We start from the raw sequence: 18,484 nt of genomic DNA on the forward strand, positions 1-18,484 counted from the left end.
GACGGTTCCGTGCAACCTACTATTTCTTCTCCATAAGAATAGAGCGAACAAAGTTCTGCATAACCGGCAGAGAGCGCTCGACCATGACCTTCACACCCTCTGCATTGGGATGCATGCCATCGTCCAATTGCAGCGATTGTTGGGCTGCAACGCCATCGAGAAAGAATGGATAGAGCGGCACATCATATTTTTCCGAAAGCTTTTTATAGATCGGATTGAAACGCTCGGCATATTCGCCGCCCATGTTCGGCGGCGCCATCATGCCCGCCAGAACTACAGGAATGCCTCGCTCTTTCAGCCGCGCCAGAATGCCGTCGAGGTTCTTTTCGCTCTGCTCAGGCGAAATACCGCGCAACGCGTCATTGGCGCCGAGTTCGACGATCACGCCTGCCGTGCCATCCGGCACCGACCAGTCGATGCGCGACAGTCCGCCGGATGTTGTATCACCGGAAACGCCGGCATTCGTGATCGTGACGCTCAGCCCTTCGACCTTTAGCGCCGCTTCCAGCTGCGCCGTGTAGGATTCGTTTGGAGGCAATTGATAACCCGCCATCAGGCTGTCGCCAAAACCGACGATCTGGACGGATTGGGTTGGTGCGGGGCTTTGTGCCACGGCAGAAAAGGCCGTTAACGACAACGTGGTTATGACGGTGAAGTGAAGTGCGAGCGCTTTCAATCCCATGAAGACCTTCCTAGATTGCCAACCTGTTCGCCGGCCCCTTGCCGACATCCCATCATGACCGCTGTGTACATGCCAATATAGGACGCCTGCGCGTGACTAAAACCATCATCGAGCTGAAGAAGGCTGATCTTACCCTCGGCAGCGCCGCCGCATCCGTGCATGTATTGAAGAATATCGACGTCCAGATCGGCCGCGGCGAAGCCGTCGGCATCGTTGGCCCATCCGGTTCGGGCAAATCGACCCTGCTGATGGTTCTCGCCGGCCTGGAACGGCTCGATAGCGGCGAGATCGTCATTCTCAACACCCCGCTCCACCAGCTTTCCGAGGATGGCCTGGCGGATTTCCGCGGCCGCAATATCGGTATCGTCTTCCAGTCGTTTCACCTGATCGCCAACATGACCGCAATCGAGAACGTTGCCGTGCCGCTGGAACTGGCCAATGCGCCGAACCCGTTCGAAACCGCGCGCCAGGAGCTGATCGCAGTCGGCCTCGGTGAACGTCTCAATCACTATCCCGGCCAGCTGTCCGGCGGTGAGCAGCAGCGCGTGGCGATCGCCCGTGCGCTTGCCCCCTCGCCTTCGGTTCTGATCGCCGACGAGCCGACCGGCAATCTCGACACCGAGACCGGCCGTCAGATTGCCGACCTCCTGTTTTCAAAACAGGCCGAACGCGGCATGACCATGCTGCTCGTCACCCACGACAACGCACTTGCAGCTCGCTGCTCGCGGCAGATACGCGTGCGCTCAGGCGAAATCGTTGCCGAAGGTGCAGCACCCGGTAGTGTCGGAGAAGCAATCCGCGCATGAGAAACAGCACGTCCGCCCGCCTGTCGATCGCACTTCGCCTCGCCCTTCGCGAAATGCGCGGCGGCCTTTCCGGGTTTTACATCTTTCTCGCCTGTATCGCGCTCGGCACCGGCGCCATTGCCTCGGTGAATTCCGTTTCGCGCGCCATAACCGGCGCGATCGCAACCCAGGGCCAGAGCCTGCTAGCCGGCGACGTGCGTTTCGAACTGAACAATCGCGAGGCAAGCGAGGAGGAGCGTACATTCCTCAACGGCCTCGGCACGGTATCGGTCTCCACCAACCTCCGCTCGATGGCGCGGCTGCCGGATGGCTCCGACCAGACGCTTGCCGAGGTGAAGGCCGTCGATGGCGTTTATCCGCTCTATGGTCAATTGAAGACCGAGCCGAACATGCCGATCACCAATCTCCTCACCCATGAGGACAACGTGTATGGCGCGATCGCTGCGCCGCTATTGCTCGATCGTCTCGGCATCTCGGTTGGCGACGAATTGCTGCTCGGCAACGCGCGTATCAAGATCAAGGGCACGATCGTCACCGAACCGGATGCGGTCTCTGAAGGTTTTGGCTTTGCGCCGCGCCTGCTGATTGCCCGTGATGCCCTTACCGCATCCGGCCTGATCACCACCGGCAGCCTTGTCGAACATGCCTACCGCATCAAGCTGGCAGACCCGACCACAAGCAAGGCCGTTGTCGCCAGCGCCAACAAACAGTTCCCGAGTGCCGGCTGGTCTGTTCGCAGCAGCGATCGCGCAGCGCCGTCGCTGACGGAAAATGTCGACCGCTTTTCGCAGTTCCTGACGCTTGTCGGCCTCACCGCCCTCATCGTCGGGGGTGTCGGCGTCGCCAACGCCGTGCGCGCCTTCCTCGATAGCAAGCGCACCACCATCGCCACGCTGAAATGCCTCGGTGCACCCGCTTTCGTCGTCACCATCACCTATCTGTTCCAGATCCTCATTCTGGGCGGCGTCGGCATTGCCATCGGCCTTGCCGTCGGCGCCATCGCGCCCTTCATCGCCCTGCGTTTTCTGGATGGCGCATTGCCCGTTCCGGCCGAAGTCACGCTTTATCCGTCCGCACTCGGCATCGCAGCCCTGTTCGGCCTTCTGACGACCTTTGCCTTTGCCATCCTGCCGCTTGGCCATGCCCGCGAAGTACCGGCCACAGCGCTCTTCCGCGAACAGGGTTTTGAGCAGGCCCGCCTGCCCTCCTGGCCCTACCTCGCGGCCGGTGGCGTTGCCTTGGCAGCCCTTGCGGCACTGGCGATCTTCGCCGCCGAAGACCGATTTATCGCCTCCATTTTCCTCGGTGCGGTTGCTGCGGCATTCGTGCTGCTGCGCATTGTTGCAGGTGGCATATCGGCGCTGGCGCGCCATTGCCCGCGTGTCTCTTCGCCCGCCCTGCGACTGGCGATCGGCAACATCCATCGTCCCGGTGCGCTCACTTCGTCCGTTGTCCTGTCGCTCGGCCTCGGCCTGGCGCTGTTGGTCACACTGACGCTGATCGACGGCAATCTGCGCCGCCAGTTGAACGGCACGATGACGCAGAACGCCCCCAATTTCTTCTTCGTCGATATCCAGAGCGCCGAGCGCCAGGGTTTTGTCGATATCCTGAAGCAGCAATCTCCGCAGGGCACGATCACCGAAGTGCCGATGTTGCGCGGACGCATTCTCGCCTTCAACGGTGAGGACGTCGCCAAGATGAACGTGCCGCCATCGGGACGCTGGGTTCTGCGCGGCGATCGCGGCATCACCTATGACGCCAGTCTGCCGACCGGCTCGAAACTGGTCGAAGGCGAATGGTGGTCTGAAGATTATACCGGTGAACCGCTCGTTTCCTTCTCGGCGGAAGAAGCGGGCGAACTGGGGCTGAAGATCGGAGACACAGTTACCGTCAACGTGCTTGGCCGCAACATCACCGCCAGGATCGCCAACTTCCGTAAGATCGAGTGGGAATCGCTTTCGATCAACTTTGTCATGGTCTTTTCGCCCAACACGTTTCGGGGCGCGCCACATGCGTGGCTGGCAACGCTGACGGATGCCGGCGCATCACCGCAGGCCGAGGCCGCCATCCTCAGAACAGTGACCAACGCGTTCCCGACCATCACCAGCGTTCGCGTCAAGGACGCGATCGACATTGTCGATCAGTTGGTGGGACAGCTCGCGACTGCCATTCGCGCGGCCGCCGCCGTGGCGCTGATCGCCTCCGTGCTGGTGCTGGCCGGCGCACTTGCTGCCGGCAACCGCGCCCGCACCCATGATGCCGTGATCCTCAAAACGCTCGGTGGCACGCGCTCCATGCTGATCCGCGCCTTCAGCTACGAATACATGATCCTCGGCACGGCAACGGCCATCTTTGCCCTGTTCGCCGGCACCGGTGCGGCCTGGTATGTGGTGGCAAAGATCATGCGCCTGCAATCGACCTTCATGCCGGATGTCGCCGTGCTGACGCTGGTGATCGCGCTGGTGCTGACGGTCGGTATCGGTCTTGCCGGCACGTGGCGCATTCTGGGACAGAAGGCGGCACCCGTATTGCGCGAACTTTGATATATGGGCCTGACGATCGTCAGGCCCCGACCGCATGTGCGCATTAAATTTTCTCCACTTTCAGGATTCGGGCTTCAAAGCCTTGAATGATAACGCAACTGCCAGCATATTCTCTTCATGCTTGCTGGAGCTCCGCAGCGGCGACCGGCATTTGCCCGCACACCGAAACGATCTGGGAGCTTTGAGAGGAAACCATGGCTGATCCCTACAACTACCAAAACCGCATGGCACGCGGCGGCGTACAGTCGGGCGCGATGATCGATCAGGGCCTTCGGTCCTATATGCTCAAGGTCTACAACCTGATGGCGCTCGGTCTTGCGATCACCGGCCTGGCTGCCTACGGCACCTATACCGCAGCGCTCAGCAGCCCGGCATTCGCACAAGCCATCTTTGGCTCGCCGCTTCGCTGGGTGGTAATGCTGGCGCCGATCGCGCTCGTCTTCTTCCTCAGCTTCCGCATCCATAAGATGAGCGTTTCTGCAGCGCAGACGACGTTCTGGATCTATGCGGCGCTGATGGGTCTTTCACTGTCGTCGATCTTCATGGTCTATACCGGCCAGAGCATCGTTCAGACGTTCTTCGTGACCGCCGCTTCCTTCGGCGCGCTGTCGCTTTACGGCTACAGCACCAAGAAGAACCTGTCGGCAATGGGTTCGTTCCTGATCATGGGCCTGTTCGGCCTGATCATCGCCTCGATCGTCAACATCTTCCTCGCATCTTCAGCACTCGGCTTCGCCATCTCGGCAATCGGCGTGCTGATCTTCGCGGGCCTCACCGCCTACGATACGCAGAAGATCAAGGAAATGTATTACGAAGGCAACGACGCCACCACGACCGGCCGCATGGCCATAATGGGCGCGCTGACCCTGTATCTCGACTTCATCAACCTCTTCCTGTTCATGCTGCGCTTCCTTGGAAACCGCGATTAATCAGGAATTCGTCCATTCTGGAAAGGCGGGGCTTCGGCTCCGCCTTTTTATTGCCGCCCTTAGGGGCTGGGCATAGGTTTGGTCCCACCGAACAACATCAGGCCTCTCCATGACCTTTCGCCTGCGCGACGCAACGCCTGCCGATCTTGCCGCCATTACGGAAATCTACCGTGACAGCGTTCTCAACGGCACGGCGAGTTATGAAATTGCACCGCCGGATCAGACGGAAATGGCTGGCCGCTTTCAGGCCATCAGGGACAAGGGCTATCCATACATCACTGCCGAGGACGATGACGGCACGCTTCTGGGGTATGCCTACGCTTCGGCTTTCCGTACCCGCCCCGCCTATCGCTGGCTGGTGGAAGATTCGATCTATCTGGCGCCGGAAGCCCGTGGCAAAGGCGTCGGCAAGGCGCTTTTGAAGGAATTGCTGATCCGCTGCGAAGCACTCGGATTCCGCCAGATGGCAGCCGTCATCGGTGGCGCCAGCCCGGCCTCGGTCGCGGTCCACAAAAGCCTAGGCTTCGAGATGACGGGTACCATGAAAGGCACCGGTTTCAAGCACGGTAAATGGCTGGATACGGTGTTCATGCAGATTGCACTTGGCGATGGAACGAACACCGCACCGGACCCTGCGACCTATCCCGGTTCGCTTTTTAGCGAATAAGCAAAAGCGAGCCGTTCAATCTACCAGCTTCAACACCTTGTCGAAGACCTTCAGCACCTGCTGAAGCTCATGGCCACGTTTCAGGATCGTTCCATGCGTATTGACCACCGAAAAGGCGCCCTGCTTGGCGGCAAGTTTCGGATTTTTCTCGATACGGAAAAGCGGCATTTCACCCGATCGCTTGAAGACGGAAAAGATCGCTTTCTCGCTCGTGTGATCGATCGCATAATCCTTCCACTCGCCCTCACCCACCATGCGTCCATAGATCCACAGGATGGCGTCGAGTTCGCGCCGGTGAAAGGTCACGGGCAGCGGATCGAGATTTTTTCTATACTGGTTGAGATCGACAACAACGGTACCGTCTTCGGGTTTTGATCCCCTCGGAAAATCCGGCTGATCAGTCATCACGGCTCCAGATCGACTATTGCAGAGATATGACAGTGTGCCTCAGCAGCCATAAAATGCAAGACGCAGACGGTTGAGCCAGAGACACCTTACAAAATCAGCGGATGCAATCGACCAAGGTTATTTTTCTCGCCGCATTTCGGTCAAAACAGCGCCCGAATCCGAGGCGAGATTGGCTTTGTTGGTTGACGCCTTTGCGTCAAACAAGCCCGATCCGGAGCGCTGACCCTTACCCCCAGCCCCCCAACGCCTCGGATCGGGCAACCAACACCCTTCCAGACATCAGCAATATCCGGTCTCGTCACGAATCATTTTTTGATGGAAAGCGTCAGTCGCGCTTGCGTCCGGCCATCAGCATGGTTGCGCCGACAATGGCTGCGGGTTCGCCACCTGGCTTGGAAGACTGCAGCAGAATGGCGCAGCCATCCTTCTTGCCCTTGCCCATGGTGCGGGCAGGTACAGTGATCTTCATGTCCTTGCCATCCCACATGCCGACGGTCTGCACATCGTAAACGCTGTGCCAGTATTCCATCTGCTTGCCGGTGTTCTCGCCCTTCTGGACCTCGACCTTTTCCTTCTTGGTGAAATAAGCGATCACGATATCGGCCTTGCCGGTGCCGGCGCCGATATTGATCTCGATCTCTTCACCGTTCATGGCGGCCTTCACCGGCACTGTCAGACCCTGGCCGGCCGTTTTCATGCCGTCCATCTTTCCGTTGATGGCGGTAAGGTCGGTTCCGATCAGGTGATCACGGCCATTGACGACGGCCTGCGGGGTATAGACGCCGCTGCGCCCGAAGGCATGAGCATAACCGTACTGGCGCTCGGTGTTTTCCTTGGAGCTCAGCGTATCGGTCCAGCCGAGATAGTTCCAGTAATCGACATGATAGGAGAGCGCGACGACATCGCCCTGCTCGACCAGCTTCTTCAAGGCGGCGTCTGCCGGCGGACAAGAGGCACAGCCTTGCGAGGTGAACAGCTCAACGACGCCCTTCGGCTCCGCAATATCGCCAGCACAGGCAAGACCGGCAGAAAACAGGCCGATCAGGAATGCGGCGCTACGGACAGTCGAAAACATCGAATAAAACCCTCTGGCGAACCGGCAATCACAACGGTGACAGTACGGTCACGCACATCTCATCCTGCAAAATAGTCAATCCATGTAGTCAAACGGAAGTCACAACAGGGTGAGGACCAGATACGTGATCGGTGCCTCTGTCATGTTTCTTGACGATTTGCCATGAATTGCTGAAAAAACTACGAGCGTCAAATCAGTTTCAGCAAGCCTTGGGTCAAATAGACGGCACCGACAGCTGTCACGACCCAGCGGGTCCAGCTTCGGAAGTTTGCGTCCGTCATTTTCTGCAGGATACCGTTGCCGGCACGCGCGCCGAGTATGGCGATTGGAGCCGCGATCAACACAGCGATGGCATCGACCGTTGGAAGCTGTGAAGCAGCATCCCAGTAAAAGGCGATCTTCGCCATATGTGACAGTGTCTGAATGGATGCCTTTGTCGCAATCACCTTGCGGCGGTCCATCTGGGTGCGAATGAAGAAGATATCGACCGTAGGACCCGCCACGCCGACGCTGATCGTCATGCCGCCCGAAAGCAGCCCCGCCAGAAAGGCGTGCGAAGGACGCGATGCATCGAGCTTCAGCTTGTTGACCGGCAACCAGACGAGGATGGGCATCAGGCCGACGCCGATCAGCACCACCATCAGGTTGGGCGTATAACTGGTCAGGAACAGGATCACGGCCGACAGCGCCACGCCGGAACACAGGACGGCAAGGATTTTCCAGTCGATATACGCGCGCGAGAACCATGCGCGGGAACCGTTCGACACCATCTGGATGACGCCCTGAATCGCGATTGCCGTGCCGACGGGATAGAGAAACAGCAGCACCCAGAGCAGGATCAGCCCGCCTGCCATGCCGAAAATGCCGGAGAGCAGCGACGTCAGGAAGACGGTGACTGCCATTCCGATGAAAATGATGAGGGACAAGGGTGGGAAACCTGAAAATGCGATGCGGATTTATGGATTGAAAGAAACGCCCGCCGAATGAACCGGCGGGCGCTGTATCGGCGAACTCAGGCAGCCAGATCGCGAAGAACCGTCTGCAGAATGCCGCCATTGTTCATGTAGATGACCTCGTCGAGCGTATCGATGCGGCACAGGATCTTGACGTCCTTCTCCGTGCCGTCAGCGTACGCGATCTTGGCAATCTTCCACTCACGCGGCTTGATATCGCCTTCCAGCCCCTCGATGGTGACGGTCTCATCACCCTTGAGGTTGAGCGAAGCCCAGGTCGTGCCCTCTTCGAAAGTGAAGGGAACCACGCCCATGCCGACCAGATTGGAGCGGTGGATACGCTCGAATGACTGGGCAATCACAGCCTTGACGCCAAGCAGGTTGGTGCCCTTTGCAGCCCAGTCACGCGACGAACCGTTGCCGTATTCGACACCGGCGAAGATGACCAGCGGCGTGCCTTCTTCCTTGTACTTCATCGCCGCATCATAAATCGACAGCTCTTCCTTGGACGGGTAGTGAATGGTGTAGCCACCTTCCTTGCCGTTCGGGCCGAGCATGTGATTGCGGATGCGGATGTTGGCGAATGTGCCGCGCATCATCACTTCGTGATTGCCGCGACGTGTGCCGTACTGGTTGAAGTCGGCAACAGCGACGCCGTTTTCCGTGAGGTAGGCGCCTGCCGGCGACGAAGCCTTGATCGAACCGGCCGGGGAAATGTGGTCGGTGGTGATCTTGTCGCCGAACAGACCGAGGACGCGGGCGCCCTTGATGTCCTTGAGACCGGTTCCCTTTTTGCCCATGCCGACAAAATAAGGCGGGTTCTGCACATAGGTGGAGTTGTTGTCCCAGGCATAGGTATCACCATCCGGGATCTGTACGGCCTGCCAGTTTTCATCGCCCTTGAAAACGTCCGCGTATTTGCTCTCGAACAGTTCGCGGGTGACGTATTTCTGGATGAACTCCTGCACTTCGGCAGAGGTCGGCCAGACATCCTTGAGGAAGACCGGCTGGCCATCGCTGCCAATGCCGAGCGGCTCCGTCGTCAGATCCTTCTGCACCGTGCCGGCCAGCGCATAAGCGACAACGAGCGGCGGCGAAGCCAGATAATTGGCCTGGACGTCCGGCGAGATACGGCCTTCAAAATTGCGGTTGCCCGAAAGCACGCCCGAAACGATCAGGCCCTTGTCGTTGATCGTCTTCGAGATCGGCGCCGGCAGCGGGCCGGAATTGCCGATGCAGGTGGTGCAGCCGAAACCGACAAGGTTGAAGCCGAGCGCATCGAGATCATTTTGCAGGCCGGACTTGGCAAGATATTCGCCGACGACCTGGGATCCTGGTGCAAGCGAGGTTTTCACCCAAGGCGCAGTCTTCAGACCCTTGGCAACGGCGTTGCGGGCCAGCAGGCCGGCAGCGATAAGAACCGAGGGGTTGGACGTGTTGGTGCAGGACGTAATGGCGGCAATCGCGACGTCGCCATGGCCGAGATCAAAATCGGTGCCTTCGACCGCATAGCGGTTTTCCAGCTGACCCGGCTTCTTGTATTCGGTGTCCATCGAGCCGGCGAAACCGGAGGCGATGCCTTCCAGTGGAATACGGCCTTCCGGACGTTTTGGGCCGGCCATGGACGGCACGACGTCGTTGAGATCGAGTTCCAGCGTATCGGTAAAGACGAGATCGGCACCGTCATTGTCGCGCCACATGCCTTGCGCCTTGGAATAGGCTTCGACGAGCGCGATGCGCTCCTTGGTGCGGCCGGACATGTTGAGATAGTTGACGGTTTCGGCATCGACGGGGAAGAAGCCGCAGGTAGCACCGTATTCCGGGCCCATATTGCCGATCGTCGCACGGTCTGCGACCGGCATGTTGTCCATGCCCGGACCGAAAAATTCGACGAACTTGGAAACGACGCCCTTCTTGCGCAGCATCTGCACGACGGTCAGCACGAGGTCGGTCGCGGTGACGCCTTCCTTCAGCTTGCCGGTCAGCTTGAAGCCAATGACTTCCGGCAGAAGCATGGAAACCGGCTGGCCGAGCATGGAGGCTTCGGCCTCGATGCCGCCGACACCCCAGCCGAGCACGCCAAGGCCGTTGATCATCGTGGTATGAGAGTCGGTGCCGACGCAGGTATCGGGATAGGCGGTAACTTCGCCATCTTCCTCATTGGTCCAGACCGTCTGGCCAAGATATTCGAAATTCACCTGATGGCAGATGCCGGTGCCGGGCGGCACGACGCGGAAATTCTTGAACGCCTGCTGGCCCCACTTGAGGAAGCGGTAACGCTCGCCATTGCGCTGGTATTCCAGCTCGACATTGCGGGCAAAGGCGGTCGGCGTGCCGAATTCGTCGACGATGACCGAGTGGTCGATGACGAGGTCGACGGGCACGAGCGGATTGATTTTCTGCGCATCGCCACCGAGCGACTTGATGCCGTCGCGCATGGCGGCGAGATCGACAACCGCCGGCACGCCGGTAAAGTCCTGCATCAGCACACGGGCGGGGCGATAGGCAATTTCAGCCTCGGCCTTGCCCTTGTTGTTGAGCCATGCGGCAACGGAAAGGATCTGCTCCTTCGTGACGGACTGGCCGTCTTCGAAGCGCAGAAGGTTTTCCAGCAGCACCTTCATGGAAAAGGGCAGGTTGGAAACGCCTGCAAGGCCGTTCGCTTCGGCTTTGGGCAGGCTGTAATAGACATAGTCCTTACCGCCTACGGTAAGGACGGAACGACATTGAAAGCTATCAATAGATTTGGCCACGGAAAATAACCCCGCTGATATCAAGAGCCAACACGCGCGTGCGGACGCCTATGCACTTGGAAATGCACTATAGGATGCGGGTGCGACCATTTCCGCTGTCCGCACGAGAAGATTTATGGTCTTCAGGTCCGGCGCTGAGTGGAAATCACGCCGGCCGCTGGCGTGGTTGCCATGTATATAGATAGTTTCTAAGAAGCCTTCCAGATGCTTTGACGCAGAGCACGAAACATTTTTGCGATCAGATGTTTGAAAACTTGACGAAAGCCCGCAGATGCGACTGACGGTAGACGCCCTGAGCGCGCGACGCGGAGAAGACCTTATTTTCAAGGATATCTCCTTCACGCTCGGTGCAGGAGAAAGCCTGATCCTGACCGGCCGCAACGGCTCGGGCAAGTCCACCCTGCTGCGCGCCATCGCCGGATTGCTGCACCCGGAAAGCGGACGGGTGATCTGGATTTCGGACGGCGCGGAAGACGGTATGCGAGCGGCGGAAGCCTGCCACTATCTCGGCCACCGCAACGCCATGAAGGCAGAATTGTCAGTGCGCGAAAACCTCGAATTCTGGCAAAGCTTTTTCGGCGATTTTGCCGGCGGTCAGGGCATGTCGATCGGCGAGGCGGCGGAAGCGGTCGGGCTCGGCGGCATAACTCACCTACCCTTCGGATATCTGTCCGCCGGCCAACAGCGCCGCATGGCCTTCGCCAAGCTGCTTGTCGCCTGGCGCCCGGTCTGGATCCTCGATGAGCCGACGGCAGCACTTGATGTGAGTGCGGAAAGCGTTTTTACCGCCTTGATCAAGACCCATCTCGGCAAGGGAGGCATCGTGCTGGCGGCCACCCATCAGCCGCTTGGGCTAGAGAATACCCAGGAATTGAAGATGACGGGCTTTGCCGGTGTTATGGAGAGCATGTGGTGATACAGCTTCATTATCGCCTCCCCCCGGCAGCCCCCCTCTGCCCTGCCGGGCATCTCCCCCTCAAGGGGGGAGATCGGCTGGGCGCACATCCCGCAAACCACTTTAGCCTTTCCGTGCAACACAAGGTTCTTGGAGAAATTACAGTCAGGCGCCTTGTGATCTCCCCCCTTGAGGGGGAGATGCCCGGCAGGGCAGAGGGGGGTAACCGCACCCACGAGGCTCAGCCACAATGATCGCCCTTCTCCTCCGCGACGTCAAACTTTCCGTCCGCGCCGGTGGCGGGGCACTGATCGGCGTCCTGTTCTTCATGACGGTGGTCGCCGTGATCCCGTTCGGCGTCGGTCCTGACCTCAACCTGCTGTCGCGCATCGGCCCGGCCATCGTCTGGATCGGCGCGCTCTTATCGTCGCTGCTTGGCCTAGACCGCATGTTCCAGACCGATCGCGAAGATGGCTCGCTTGACCTTATCCTCATGCAGGAACACCCGCTGGCGCTGACCGTGCTCGTCAAATGCCTGGCGCACTGGCTCGGCAACGGCCTGCCGCTGGTGATCGCCTCGCCGCTTCTCGGTCTGTTCATGAACATGGACGAGGTGGCGATCGGTGCGACAATGCTGACGCTTCTGGTCGGCACGCCGGCACTCACCTTTATCGGTGCTGTCGGTGCCGCCGTGGCCGTCGCACTGCCGCGTGGTGGCCTGCTGGTTTCCATTCTGGTCCTGCCGCTGGCCGTCCCCGTTCTGATTTTTGGCGTCAGCGCTTCATATGCCGCCGTGCAGGATCCCGCTCCCTTCATGCCGCCGTTCCTGATACTGGTGGCGATCACGATGTTTTTTGCCGTTCTTGGCCCGCTGGGTGCGGCACTGGCTTTGAGAAACGCCGGCGATTGACTAGAAGCAAAGCCGTGGCCCGCCCCATCAAGTAGAAAGCCCCATGCCTCAAACTGCTGTTTTGACCAAGCTGACAGATCTCGCCAACCCGACGCGGTTTCTGAGCCTTGCTGCGCGCATCCTGCCATGGATGGCGGGGATCACCGCGATCCTGTTCGCGATCGGCCTTTACCTGAGCTTTGCCGGCGAAGGCGATTACCAGCAGGGCATGACGGTGCGCATCATGTATGTGCATGTGCCGGCCGCCTGGCTGTCGATGATGTGTTATTCGGTGATGGCAGCGTCGGCGATCGGCACGCTGGTCTGGCGTCATCCGCTGGCCGATGTTTCCCATAAGGCGGCCGCCCCGCTCGGTGCGGCCTTCACGCTGATCGCGCTCGCTACCGGTTCGCTGTGGGGCAAGCCGATGTGGGGCACATGGTGGGTGTGGGATGCACGCCTCACCTCCGTTTTCGTGCTGTTCCTGATGTATCTCGGCCTGATCGCGCTCAACCGCGCCATGGACGATCCGGGCAAGGCAGCGCGTGTTTCGTCCGTGCTGATCCTCGTCGGTTTCGTCAACATTCCGATCATCAAGTTTTCGGTCGACTGGTGGAACACGCTGCACCAGCCGGCCAGCGTCATCCGCATGGGCGGCTCAACGATCGACAGCACCTTTCTCTGGCCGTTGCTGATCATGGCCATTGCCTTCACCATGCTGTTTTTCACGCTACATGTGGCTGCGATGCGCAATGAAATCTGGCGCCGCCGCGTCAGCGCGCAGCGCCGAATGGCGGCTCGCATGGCCGGCCAGAAAACGGACAATACCGCTGAGAAGGGTGCGTGACATGACCCATACATTCTACATCGCCATGTCATACGGCATCGCCGCCCTGATCAGCCTCTGTCTGATCGCCTGGGTCTGGCTGGATGGCCGGGCCCGGAGCAGAGAGCTGGCGGAACTCGAAGCGTCCGGCATTCGCCGCCGCTCGACCCCGAAGCCAGAAGGCGAAAAGGCATGACCAACACGCAACCGACGGAACAGAAACAGCGCGAAGGTGAGCGTCGCGGTTTTGGCCGTTATGCGCTGGCGCTCATCCCACTTGCCGTTTTTGCCGGTTTTGCCGCCATTGCCGGTAAGATGCTTTACGATCAGGACGTGAACGGTCGTGACGTCTCGGCAATTCCTTCAGCGCTGATCGGCCAGAAAGCACCAACGCTCGCGATGCCGGCACTTGACGGCTCAAACCTGCCGGCGCTCAACGCAGATGCCATCAAGGGCAAGCTGACGCTGGTCAACGTGTTTGCATCCTGGTGCGTACCGTGTCGGCAGGAACATCCGATCCTGAAAAGCCTTGCCGAACAAGGCCAGTTGAACATCGTCGGCATCAACTACAAGGATCGCAACGACAACGCGCTGCGTTTCCTCGGCGAACTCGGCAATCCCTACAAGGCGATCGGCGTCGATCCGAACGGCAAGGCGGCGATTGACTGGGGGGTTTACGGCATTCCGGAAAGTTATCTGGTCGGCCCGGACGGCACGATCCTCTACAAGAAGGTCGGTCCCTTCGACAGCCAAAGCCTGACCAATGGCCTGCTGCCGGCCATGGAAAAAGCGCTCTCGAAATCCTGAACAGCGCAGATGACCGGCGGCTCAGGCCGCCGATATGCTGTGAATGCTTGCCGAGCTTTCCGGCCGCTGACGACCTTCGATGACGACACGGTTACGACCGGTGTCCTTGGCAGCGTAAAGGCAGGAATCGGCTCGCGAAATCGCCTCATGAACCGAGCGGTCGTTGCGTGAGACGGTGGATACGCCAAAACTTGCCGTGACCTTGCGACGAATGCCGGTTGTTTCCCAGCGACGGTTGGCAAAGGCGTGGCAGATGACCTCCGCATGCACACCGCCCTCGGTGAGTGACATGCCGGGCAGGAAGGCAACGAATTCCTCCCCGCCGAACCGGGCAATCAGCGCCCCTTCCGGCAACTGTCGGCGGAACATTTCAACCAGAATGGTGATGACCACATCGCCGGCCGCATGGCCGTAATCGTCATTGACCCGCTTGAAGTGATCGACATCGCTGCAGATGACCACGCCACGCTCGCTTAATTCACCAAGCTCGGCAATGGCACGATCGAAACCGCGGCGGTTAAGCGCATTGGTCAGCGGATCGCGATGGGCCGCATCCTGATGACCTCCGATGACATCGAGGACCGTTGCCGCAAGCGCCGTCAGCGCCATCAGGAAACCGATAATGCTGGCGCCGACCTGCATGAAGAAGGCGTAGTCCGATGCCAGAAAGCGATCGAAGCCCATATAGGACTGGTCGGCCAGCACGAACGACATGGTAACCAATCGCACCAGGGTCTCGATGAACACGAGGCTGACGATACCGAACAACGCGATATCGATTGGACGGCGCAGATCGCGAACCACGGCGGCAAGCGGCAGGGCGATGAGAACCAAGCAGAAGACGTCGCTGGACAACAACTCGCCACGCATGCTGTCCGCGATCAGGACGAAGTAACCGATGGCGACCATCCCGATCGCCCAAAGCGCCATACGTGCTTTACGAAGACGCGGGCGGCGGAAACGCAGGAGAAGCGCGTCACCGAACAGATAGAAGCCGGTGAAGAAGAAGGCATTCGCCAGAACAGCCTGTCCGCGTGCCGGAAGGAAACCAAGCAGCAAGGGCGTGGCAAAGCCGAGAGCGGCGGCGATATAACCAAAACCCCAGGCAGGGGCACTGCGGTCGCCCAGGCGCGCCACCCCGAAAAACACCAGACCGAAGGTCAGGAAAATGAAGGGCAGCAGATAGGCGAAATTATCCTGGGATTCCATGTCGTCCTCGCGACGCGGCCTAAGGGGTACATCCCCTCAAGAACTGACATTCCGGTTCTATGACGCGACTGTTAACGAAACCTGATTGCTTTTACGCAAGTGCACAGGCTTTACAGCGCGGATTGCCATTCGCGCACTGCATCCACGGGGGAAACCAGCATCAGCACGTTCAGCGTCAGATTGTCGCGGATCAGATAACCGGTGAGCAGTTCGAAGAAAATCGCAATCGCCACCGTCATCCAGACAGGCAGGCGTGCCGCAACGAAAAATCCGAGCGCCATGGAGACAGTGTCCATCGCCGAGTTCAAGATACTGTCGCCGTTATAGCCGAGTGCCATCGTGGCCGAGCGATAGCGGTCGATGATTAAAGGCGAGTTCTCAAGAATTTCCCAACCGGCTTCGATCAGCACCGCCAGCGAGAAGCGGGCCGACAGCGGTGCGCGACGCAATACCAGCCAGCCAAGCCCGTAAAACAGAAAGCCGTGGATGATGTGGGAGGGCGTATACCAGTCGGCGATATGCTGCGAATTGCCGGGCGAATTTACCCCCGGCTCGAAAAGTTTTATGTAACCGCATTCGCAGATCGGGATACGGCCCATAAAATACAGGATGCCGATCTGCGCGATGAACAGAACCAGCGCGCCCAGCAGCCAGCGGCGCGATTGAGAATCCGGTTCGAAGGCGCCCGTCGCCGTCACTTGCCGTTATCCGTCGCGGTGTCTTCGATCGTGTGGCGCATGATCAGCGGCATCTGCGAGAGCGTGAAGGCGATGGTAATCGGCATCGTGCCCCATACCTTGAAGTTGATCCAGAACGCATCGGAAAAATTACGCCAGACGACTTCGTTGATGACGGCGAGGAACAGGAAAAAGATGCCCCAGCGAACCGTCAGCTTTCGCCAGCCTTCCTCATCCAGCCGGAAGGCGGCGTTGAAGACGTAACCGAGCAGCGACTTGCCGAACAGGAGGCCGCCGAGCAGGACGACACCAAACAGGGTATTTACGATGGTCGGCTTCATCTTGATGAAGGTTTCATCCTGCAGCCAGATCGACAGGCCGCCGAACACCATGACCACCACGCCCGAAACGAAGGGCATGACCGGCAGGTGCTTGAAGACGATCTTTGAAACAATCAGCGACGCGACGGTCGCCACCATGAACAGCGCCGTTGCAATCAAAAGCGGCCCGCCAATGGCGGTCAGCGCCGGAAATTTTTCCGCCAGCCATTCGCCACGAAGATTGCCGAAGAAAAAGACCAGCAAAGGGCCGATTTCCAGCGCCAGCTTGAGGCCGGGATGCTGTTTCTCTTCCTTGGTCGGCGTGGTGTCGCTTTCGATCTGCATGGGATCCAACTTCTTGGGCTAAGCGTCAAACGGGTTGTGCTGGCGAAGCCAAACACGCTTTTCGTGGCATCAATGCGTCAGGCCGGCAATGGCATGGGCGAAATCCTGCGCCTCGAACGGCTCCAGATCATCCACGCCCTCACCCACACCGATAAAATAGACCGGCAATTTGTGCTTGGCAGCAATGGCGACCAGAATGCCGCCGCGCGCCGTGCCATCGAGCTTGGTCATGATCAGGCCGCTGACGCCGGCGACATTGCGGAAAATTTCCACCTGGTTCATGGCGTTCTGGCCGGTCGTGGCATCAAGCGTCTGCAACACGGTATGCGGTGCATCGGGGTCGAGCTTGTTCAGAACACGCACGATCTTTTCCAGTTCCGCCATCAGCTCGGCCTTGTTCTGCAGACGGCCGGCAGTATCGATGATCAGCACGTCCGACTTGTTGGCGCGTGCCTGCTCGAAAGCGTCATAGGCAAGGCCCGCGGCATCCGCGCCAAGCTTGGTGCCGATGAATTCCGAACCGGTACGATCCGCCCAGATTTTAAGCTGCTCGATGGCTGCCGCGCGAAAAGTGTCGCCGGCGGCGAGCATGACCTTCAGGCCCGAGCCAGAGAGTTTTGCAGCCAGCTTGCCGATCGTGGTGGTCTTGCCGGTGCCGTTGACGCCGACGACGAGGATGACATGCGGCTTGTGATCGAGATCGAGCTGCAGCGGCTTGGCGACCGGCGCCAGAACCTTGGTGATTTCCGCCGACATGATGCGTGACACGTCTTCGCCGGTGACATCCTTGCCGTAACGTTCCGACGACAGCGTATCGGCAATACGCATGGCGGTTTCGACACCGAGATCGGCCTGGATCAACAGGTCTTCGAGTTCTTCCAACGTCTGTTCATCCAACTTGCGCTTGGTGAACAGGGCAGTGATCTGGCCGGTCAGCTGCGACGATGTGCGGGCAAGGCCGGCGCGCAGGCGCTGGAACCACGTAAGGTTTGCCGGGGGGACGACCGCGACCGGTTCGGCTTCCGGCTTGGCAGTGGAGAAACCTTTGGGCAGGATTGGTGTGGATGGGGCTGCGCTTGGAACGATTGCCACTTCACCGCTGGAATCAGCAGTTGAGGTAATACCCCCCTCTGTCCTGCCGGACATCTCCCCCTCAAGGGGGGAGATCGAATCGTGGCTTACGCCCTGCTCTATAACGGACGTCGAAGCCTCAGAGATGGACTTTTGAGCAGGCGAACCATCACCTTTTACGCCCTCTTCAGATGGGGCCGAAGCCGGCGCATCCGTGATCTCCCCCCTTGAGGGGGAGATGCCCGGCAGGGCAGAGGGGGGTGATTCTGCACTCGGAACATCGACGGTTTCGGCCGCAGCCTCCGCCTCCAGCAGCGACAACGGCACGACGCCAAGTTCCGAAATTTCCTCGACGCCCGGAAGAATGGCAACAGGCTCTTCCTCGGCAACCTGAGTCTCGACCGCAGCTTCCTCAAAGACATCACCGGACGGCCCACCCGCCGTTTCCATTTCCACAGCCGCGACCGGGTCAGCGGCAACAGGCAGATCCTCATCACGCGATTTCGGCTCCAGCTCGGCCTGAACGGCAGCAACGTCGGCCGCCGCGTCCGGGGCCGGATGCGCGACCTGTTCCTCTGCCGGCTTGTCGCCGAAGGTGAAGACGCGTTTGATGAAGCTCAATGCCATAT

Annotated in this window: 18 protein-coding genes; 9 read left to right on the forward strand and 9 right to left on the reverse strand. The window is 59.5% G+C overall.

All coding sequences use genetic code 11. The annotated features are described in order from the left end of the window. Positions 1–19: 19 nt before the first annotated feature. Positions 20–682: an arylesterase gene (locus EDF70_RS20415; protein ID WP_132277325.1), complete on the reverse strand. Its 663-nt coding sequence runs from the start codon at positions 680–682 to the stop codon at positions 20–22. Positions 683–774: 92 nt separating this feature from the next. Here EDF70_RS20415 and EDF70_RS20420 point away from each other — a divergent pair, with 92 nt between their 5' ends. From EDF70_RS20420 to EDF70_RS20435, 4 genes are all read left to right on the forward strand, one after another. Further along, positions 775–1,488, forward strand: coding sequence for an ABC transporter ATP-binding protein (locus EDF70_RS20420; protein ID WP_132277327.1), 714 nt, complete (start codon positions 775–777; stop codon positions 1,486–1,488). Beyond that, the gene (locus tag EDF70_RS20425; protein ID WP_132277329.1) at positions 1,485–4,031 is read left to right on the forward strand and encodes an ABC transporter permease; all 2,547 of its coding nucleotides are present in this window, start codon (positions 1,485–1,487) and stop codon (positions 4,029–4,031) included. The genes EDF70_RS20420 and EDF70_RS20425 overlap by 4 nt, the downstream gene beginning before the upstream one ends. Before the next feature lie 194 nt (positions 4,032–4,225). Then, entirely contained in the window at positions 4,226–4,960 is a 735-nt protein-coding gene (locus tag EDF70_RS20430) for a Bax inhibitor-1/YccA family protein (protein ID WP_132277331.1), read from the forward strand. A gap of 109 nt (positions 4,961–5,069) precedes the next feature. Further along, positions 5,070–5,627: a GNAT family N-acetyltransferase gene (locus tag EDF70_RS20435; RefSeq protein ID WP_132277333.1), complete on the forward strand. Its 558-nt coding sequence runs from the start codon at positions 5,070–5,072 to the stop codon at positions 5,625–5,627. 15 nt (positions 5,628–5,642) lie between these two features. On the opposite strand, the gene EDF70_RS20440 is transcribed toward EDF70_RS20435, so the two are convergent. The 4 genes from EDF70_RS20440 to acnA all read right to left on the reverse strand — a co-directional run bounded on the left by EDF70_RS20440 (position 5,643) and on the right by acnA (position 10,816). Further along, positions 5,643–6,032: a DUF2794 domain-containing protein gene (locus tag EDF70_RS20440; RefSeq protein WP_132277335.1), complete on the reverse strand. Its 390-nt coding sequence runs from the start codon at positions 6,030–6,032 to the stop codon at positions 5,643–5,645. Between the two features lie 328 nt (positions 6,033–6,360). Beyond that, positions 6,361–7,110 carry a thioredoxin family protein gene (locus EDF70_RS20445; protein WP_132277337.1) on the reverse strand — a complete coding sequence of 250 codons (750 nt, stop codon included), beginning with the start codon at positions 7,108–7,110 and terminating at the stop codon, positions 6,361–6,363. 188 nt (positions 7,111–7,298) lie between these two features. Further along, on the reverse strand, positions 7,299–8,036 hold the full coding sequence (locus EDF70_RS20450) for a sulfite exporter TauE/SafE family protein (protein ID WP_207908279.1): 738 nt from the start codon (positions 8,034–8,036) through the stop codon (positions 7,299–7,301). An 86-nt stretch (positions 8,037–8,122) separates the two neighbouring features. After that, positions 8,123–10,816 (reverse strand): aconitate hydratase AcnA, encoded by a 2,694-nt coding sequence (acnA, locus tag EDF70_RS20455; protein WP_132277339.1) that lies wholly within the window; start codon positions 10,814–10,816, stop codon positions 8,123–8,125. A 271-nt stretch (positions 10,817–11,087) separates the two neighbouring features. Here acnA and ccmA point away from each other — a divergent pair, with 271 nt between their 5' ends. From ccmA to EDF70_RS20485, 5 genes are all read left to right on the forward strand, one after another. Continuing rightward, complete coding sequence (gene ccmA, locus EDF70_RS20460) at positions 11,088–11,732, forward strand: heme ABC exporter ATP-binding protein CcmA (RefSeq protein WP_132277341.1); 645 nt, start codon at positions 11,088–11,090, stop codon at positions 11,730–11,732. Between the two features lie 229 nt (positions 11,733–11,961). Next, on the forward strand, positions 11,962–12,621 hold the full coding sequence (ccmB, locus tag EDF70_RS20470) for a heme exporter protein CcmB (RefSeq protein ID WP_132277343.1): 660 nt from the start codon (positions 11,962–11,964) through the stop codon (positions 12,619–12,621). A gap of 43 nt (positions 12,622–12,664) precedes the next feature. Further along, positions 12,665–13,447, forward strand: a complete 783-nt coding sequence (locus tag EDF70_RS20475; protein WP_132277345.1) for a heme ABC transporter permease — start codon at positions 12,665–12,667, stop codon at positions 13,445–13,447. Position 13,448: 1 nt separating this feature from the next. Beyond that, positions 13,449–13,622 carry a heme exporter protein CcmD gene (ccmD, locus tag EDF70_RS20480; protein ID WP_132277347.1) on the forward strand — a complete coding sequence of 58 codons (174 nt, stop codon included), beginning with the start codon at positions 13,449–13,451 and terminating at the stop codon, positions 13,620–13,622. Beyond that, a complete protein-coding gene (locus tag EDF70_RS20485; protein WP_132277349.1) occupies positions 13,619–14,233 on the forward strand; it encodes a DsbE family thiol:disulfide interchange protein in 615 nt (204 codons plus the stop codon). Before ccmD ends, EDF70_RS20485 begins: the two co-directional genes overlap by 4 nt. A gap of 21 nt (positions 14,234–14,254) precedes the next feature. Here the strand turns inward: EDF70_RS20485 and EDF70_RS20490 are convergent, their stop codons facing one another. The 4 genes from EDF70_RS20490 to ftsY all read right to left on the reverse strand — a co-directional run bounded on the left by EDF70_RS20490 (position 14,255) and on the right by ftsY (position 18,482). Continuing rightward, positions 14,255–15,442 (reverse strand): GGDEF domain-containing protein, encoded by a 1,188-nt coding sequence (locus EDF70_RS20490; protein WP_132277351.1) that lies wholly within the window; start codon positions 15,440–15,442, stop codon positions 14,255–14,257. A gap of 110 nt (positions 15,443–15,552) precedes the next feature. Beyond that, positions 15,553–16,140: a DUF2585 domain-containing protein gene (locus EDF70_RS20495; protein WP_132277353.1), complete on the reverse strand. Its 588-nt coding sequence runs from the start codon at positions 16,138–16,140 to the stop codon at positions 15,553–15,555. Continuing rightward, positions 16,137–16,784 (reverse strand): septation protein A, encoded by a 648-nt coding sequence (locus EDF70_RS20500; protein WP_132277355.1) that lies wholly within the window; start codon positions 16,782–16,784, stop codon positions 16,137–16,139. Before EDF70_RS20500 ends, EDF70_RS20495 begins: the two co-directional genes overlap by 4 nt. Before the next feature lie 69 nt (positions 16,785–16,853). Continuing rightward, complete coding sequence (gene ftsY / locus EDF70_RS20505) at positions 16,854–18,482, reverse strand: signal recognition particle-docking protein FtsY (RefSeq protein WP_132277357.1); 1,629 nt, start codon at positions 18,480–18,482, stop codon at positions 16,854–16,856. Positions 18,483–18,484 lie beyond the last annotated feature (2 nt).

Source organism: Neorhizobium sp. JUb45, from assembly GCF_004343585.1.
GTDB lineage: Bacteria > Pseudomonadota > Alphaproteobacteria > Rhizobiales > Rhizobiaceae > Neorhizobium.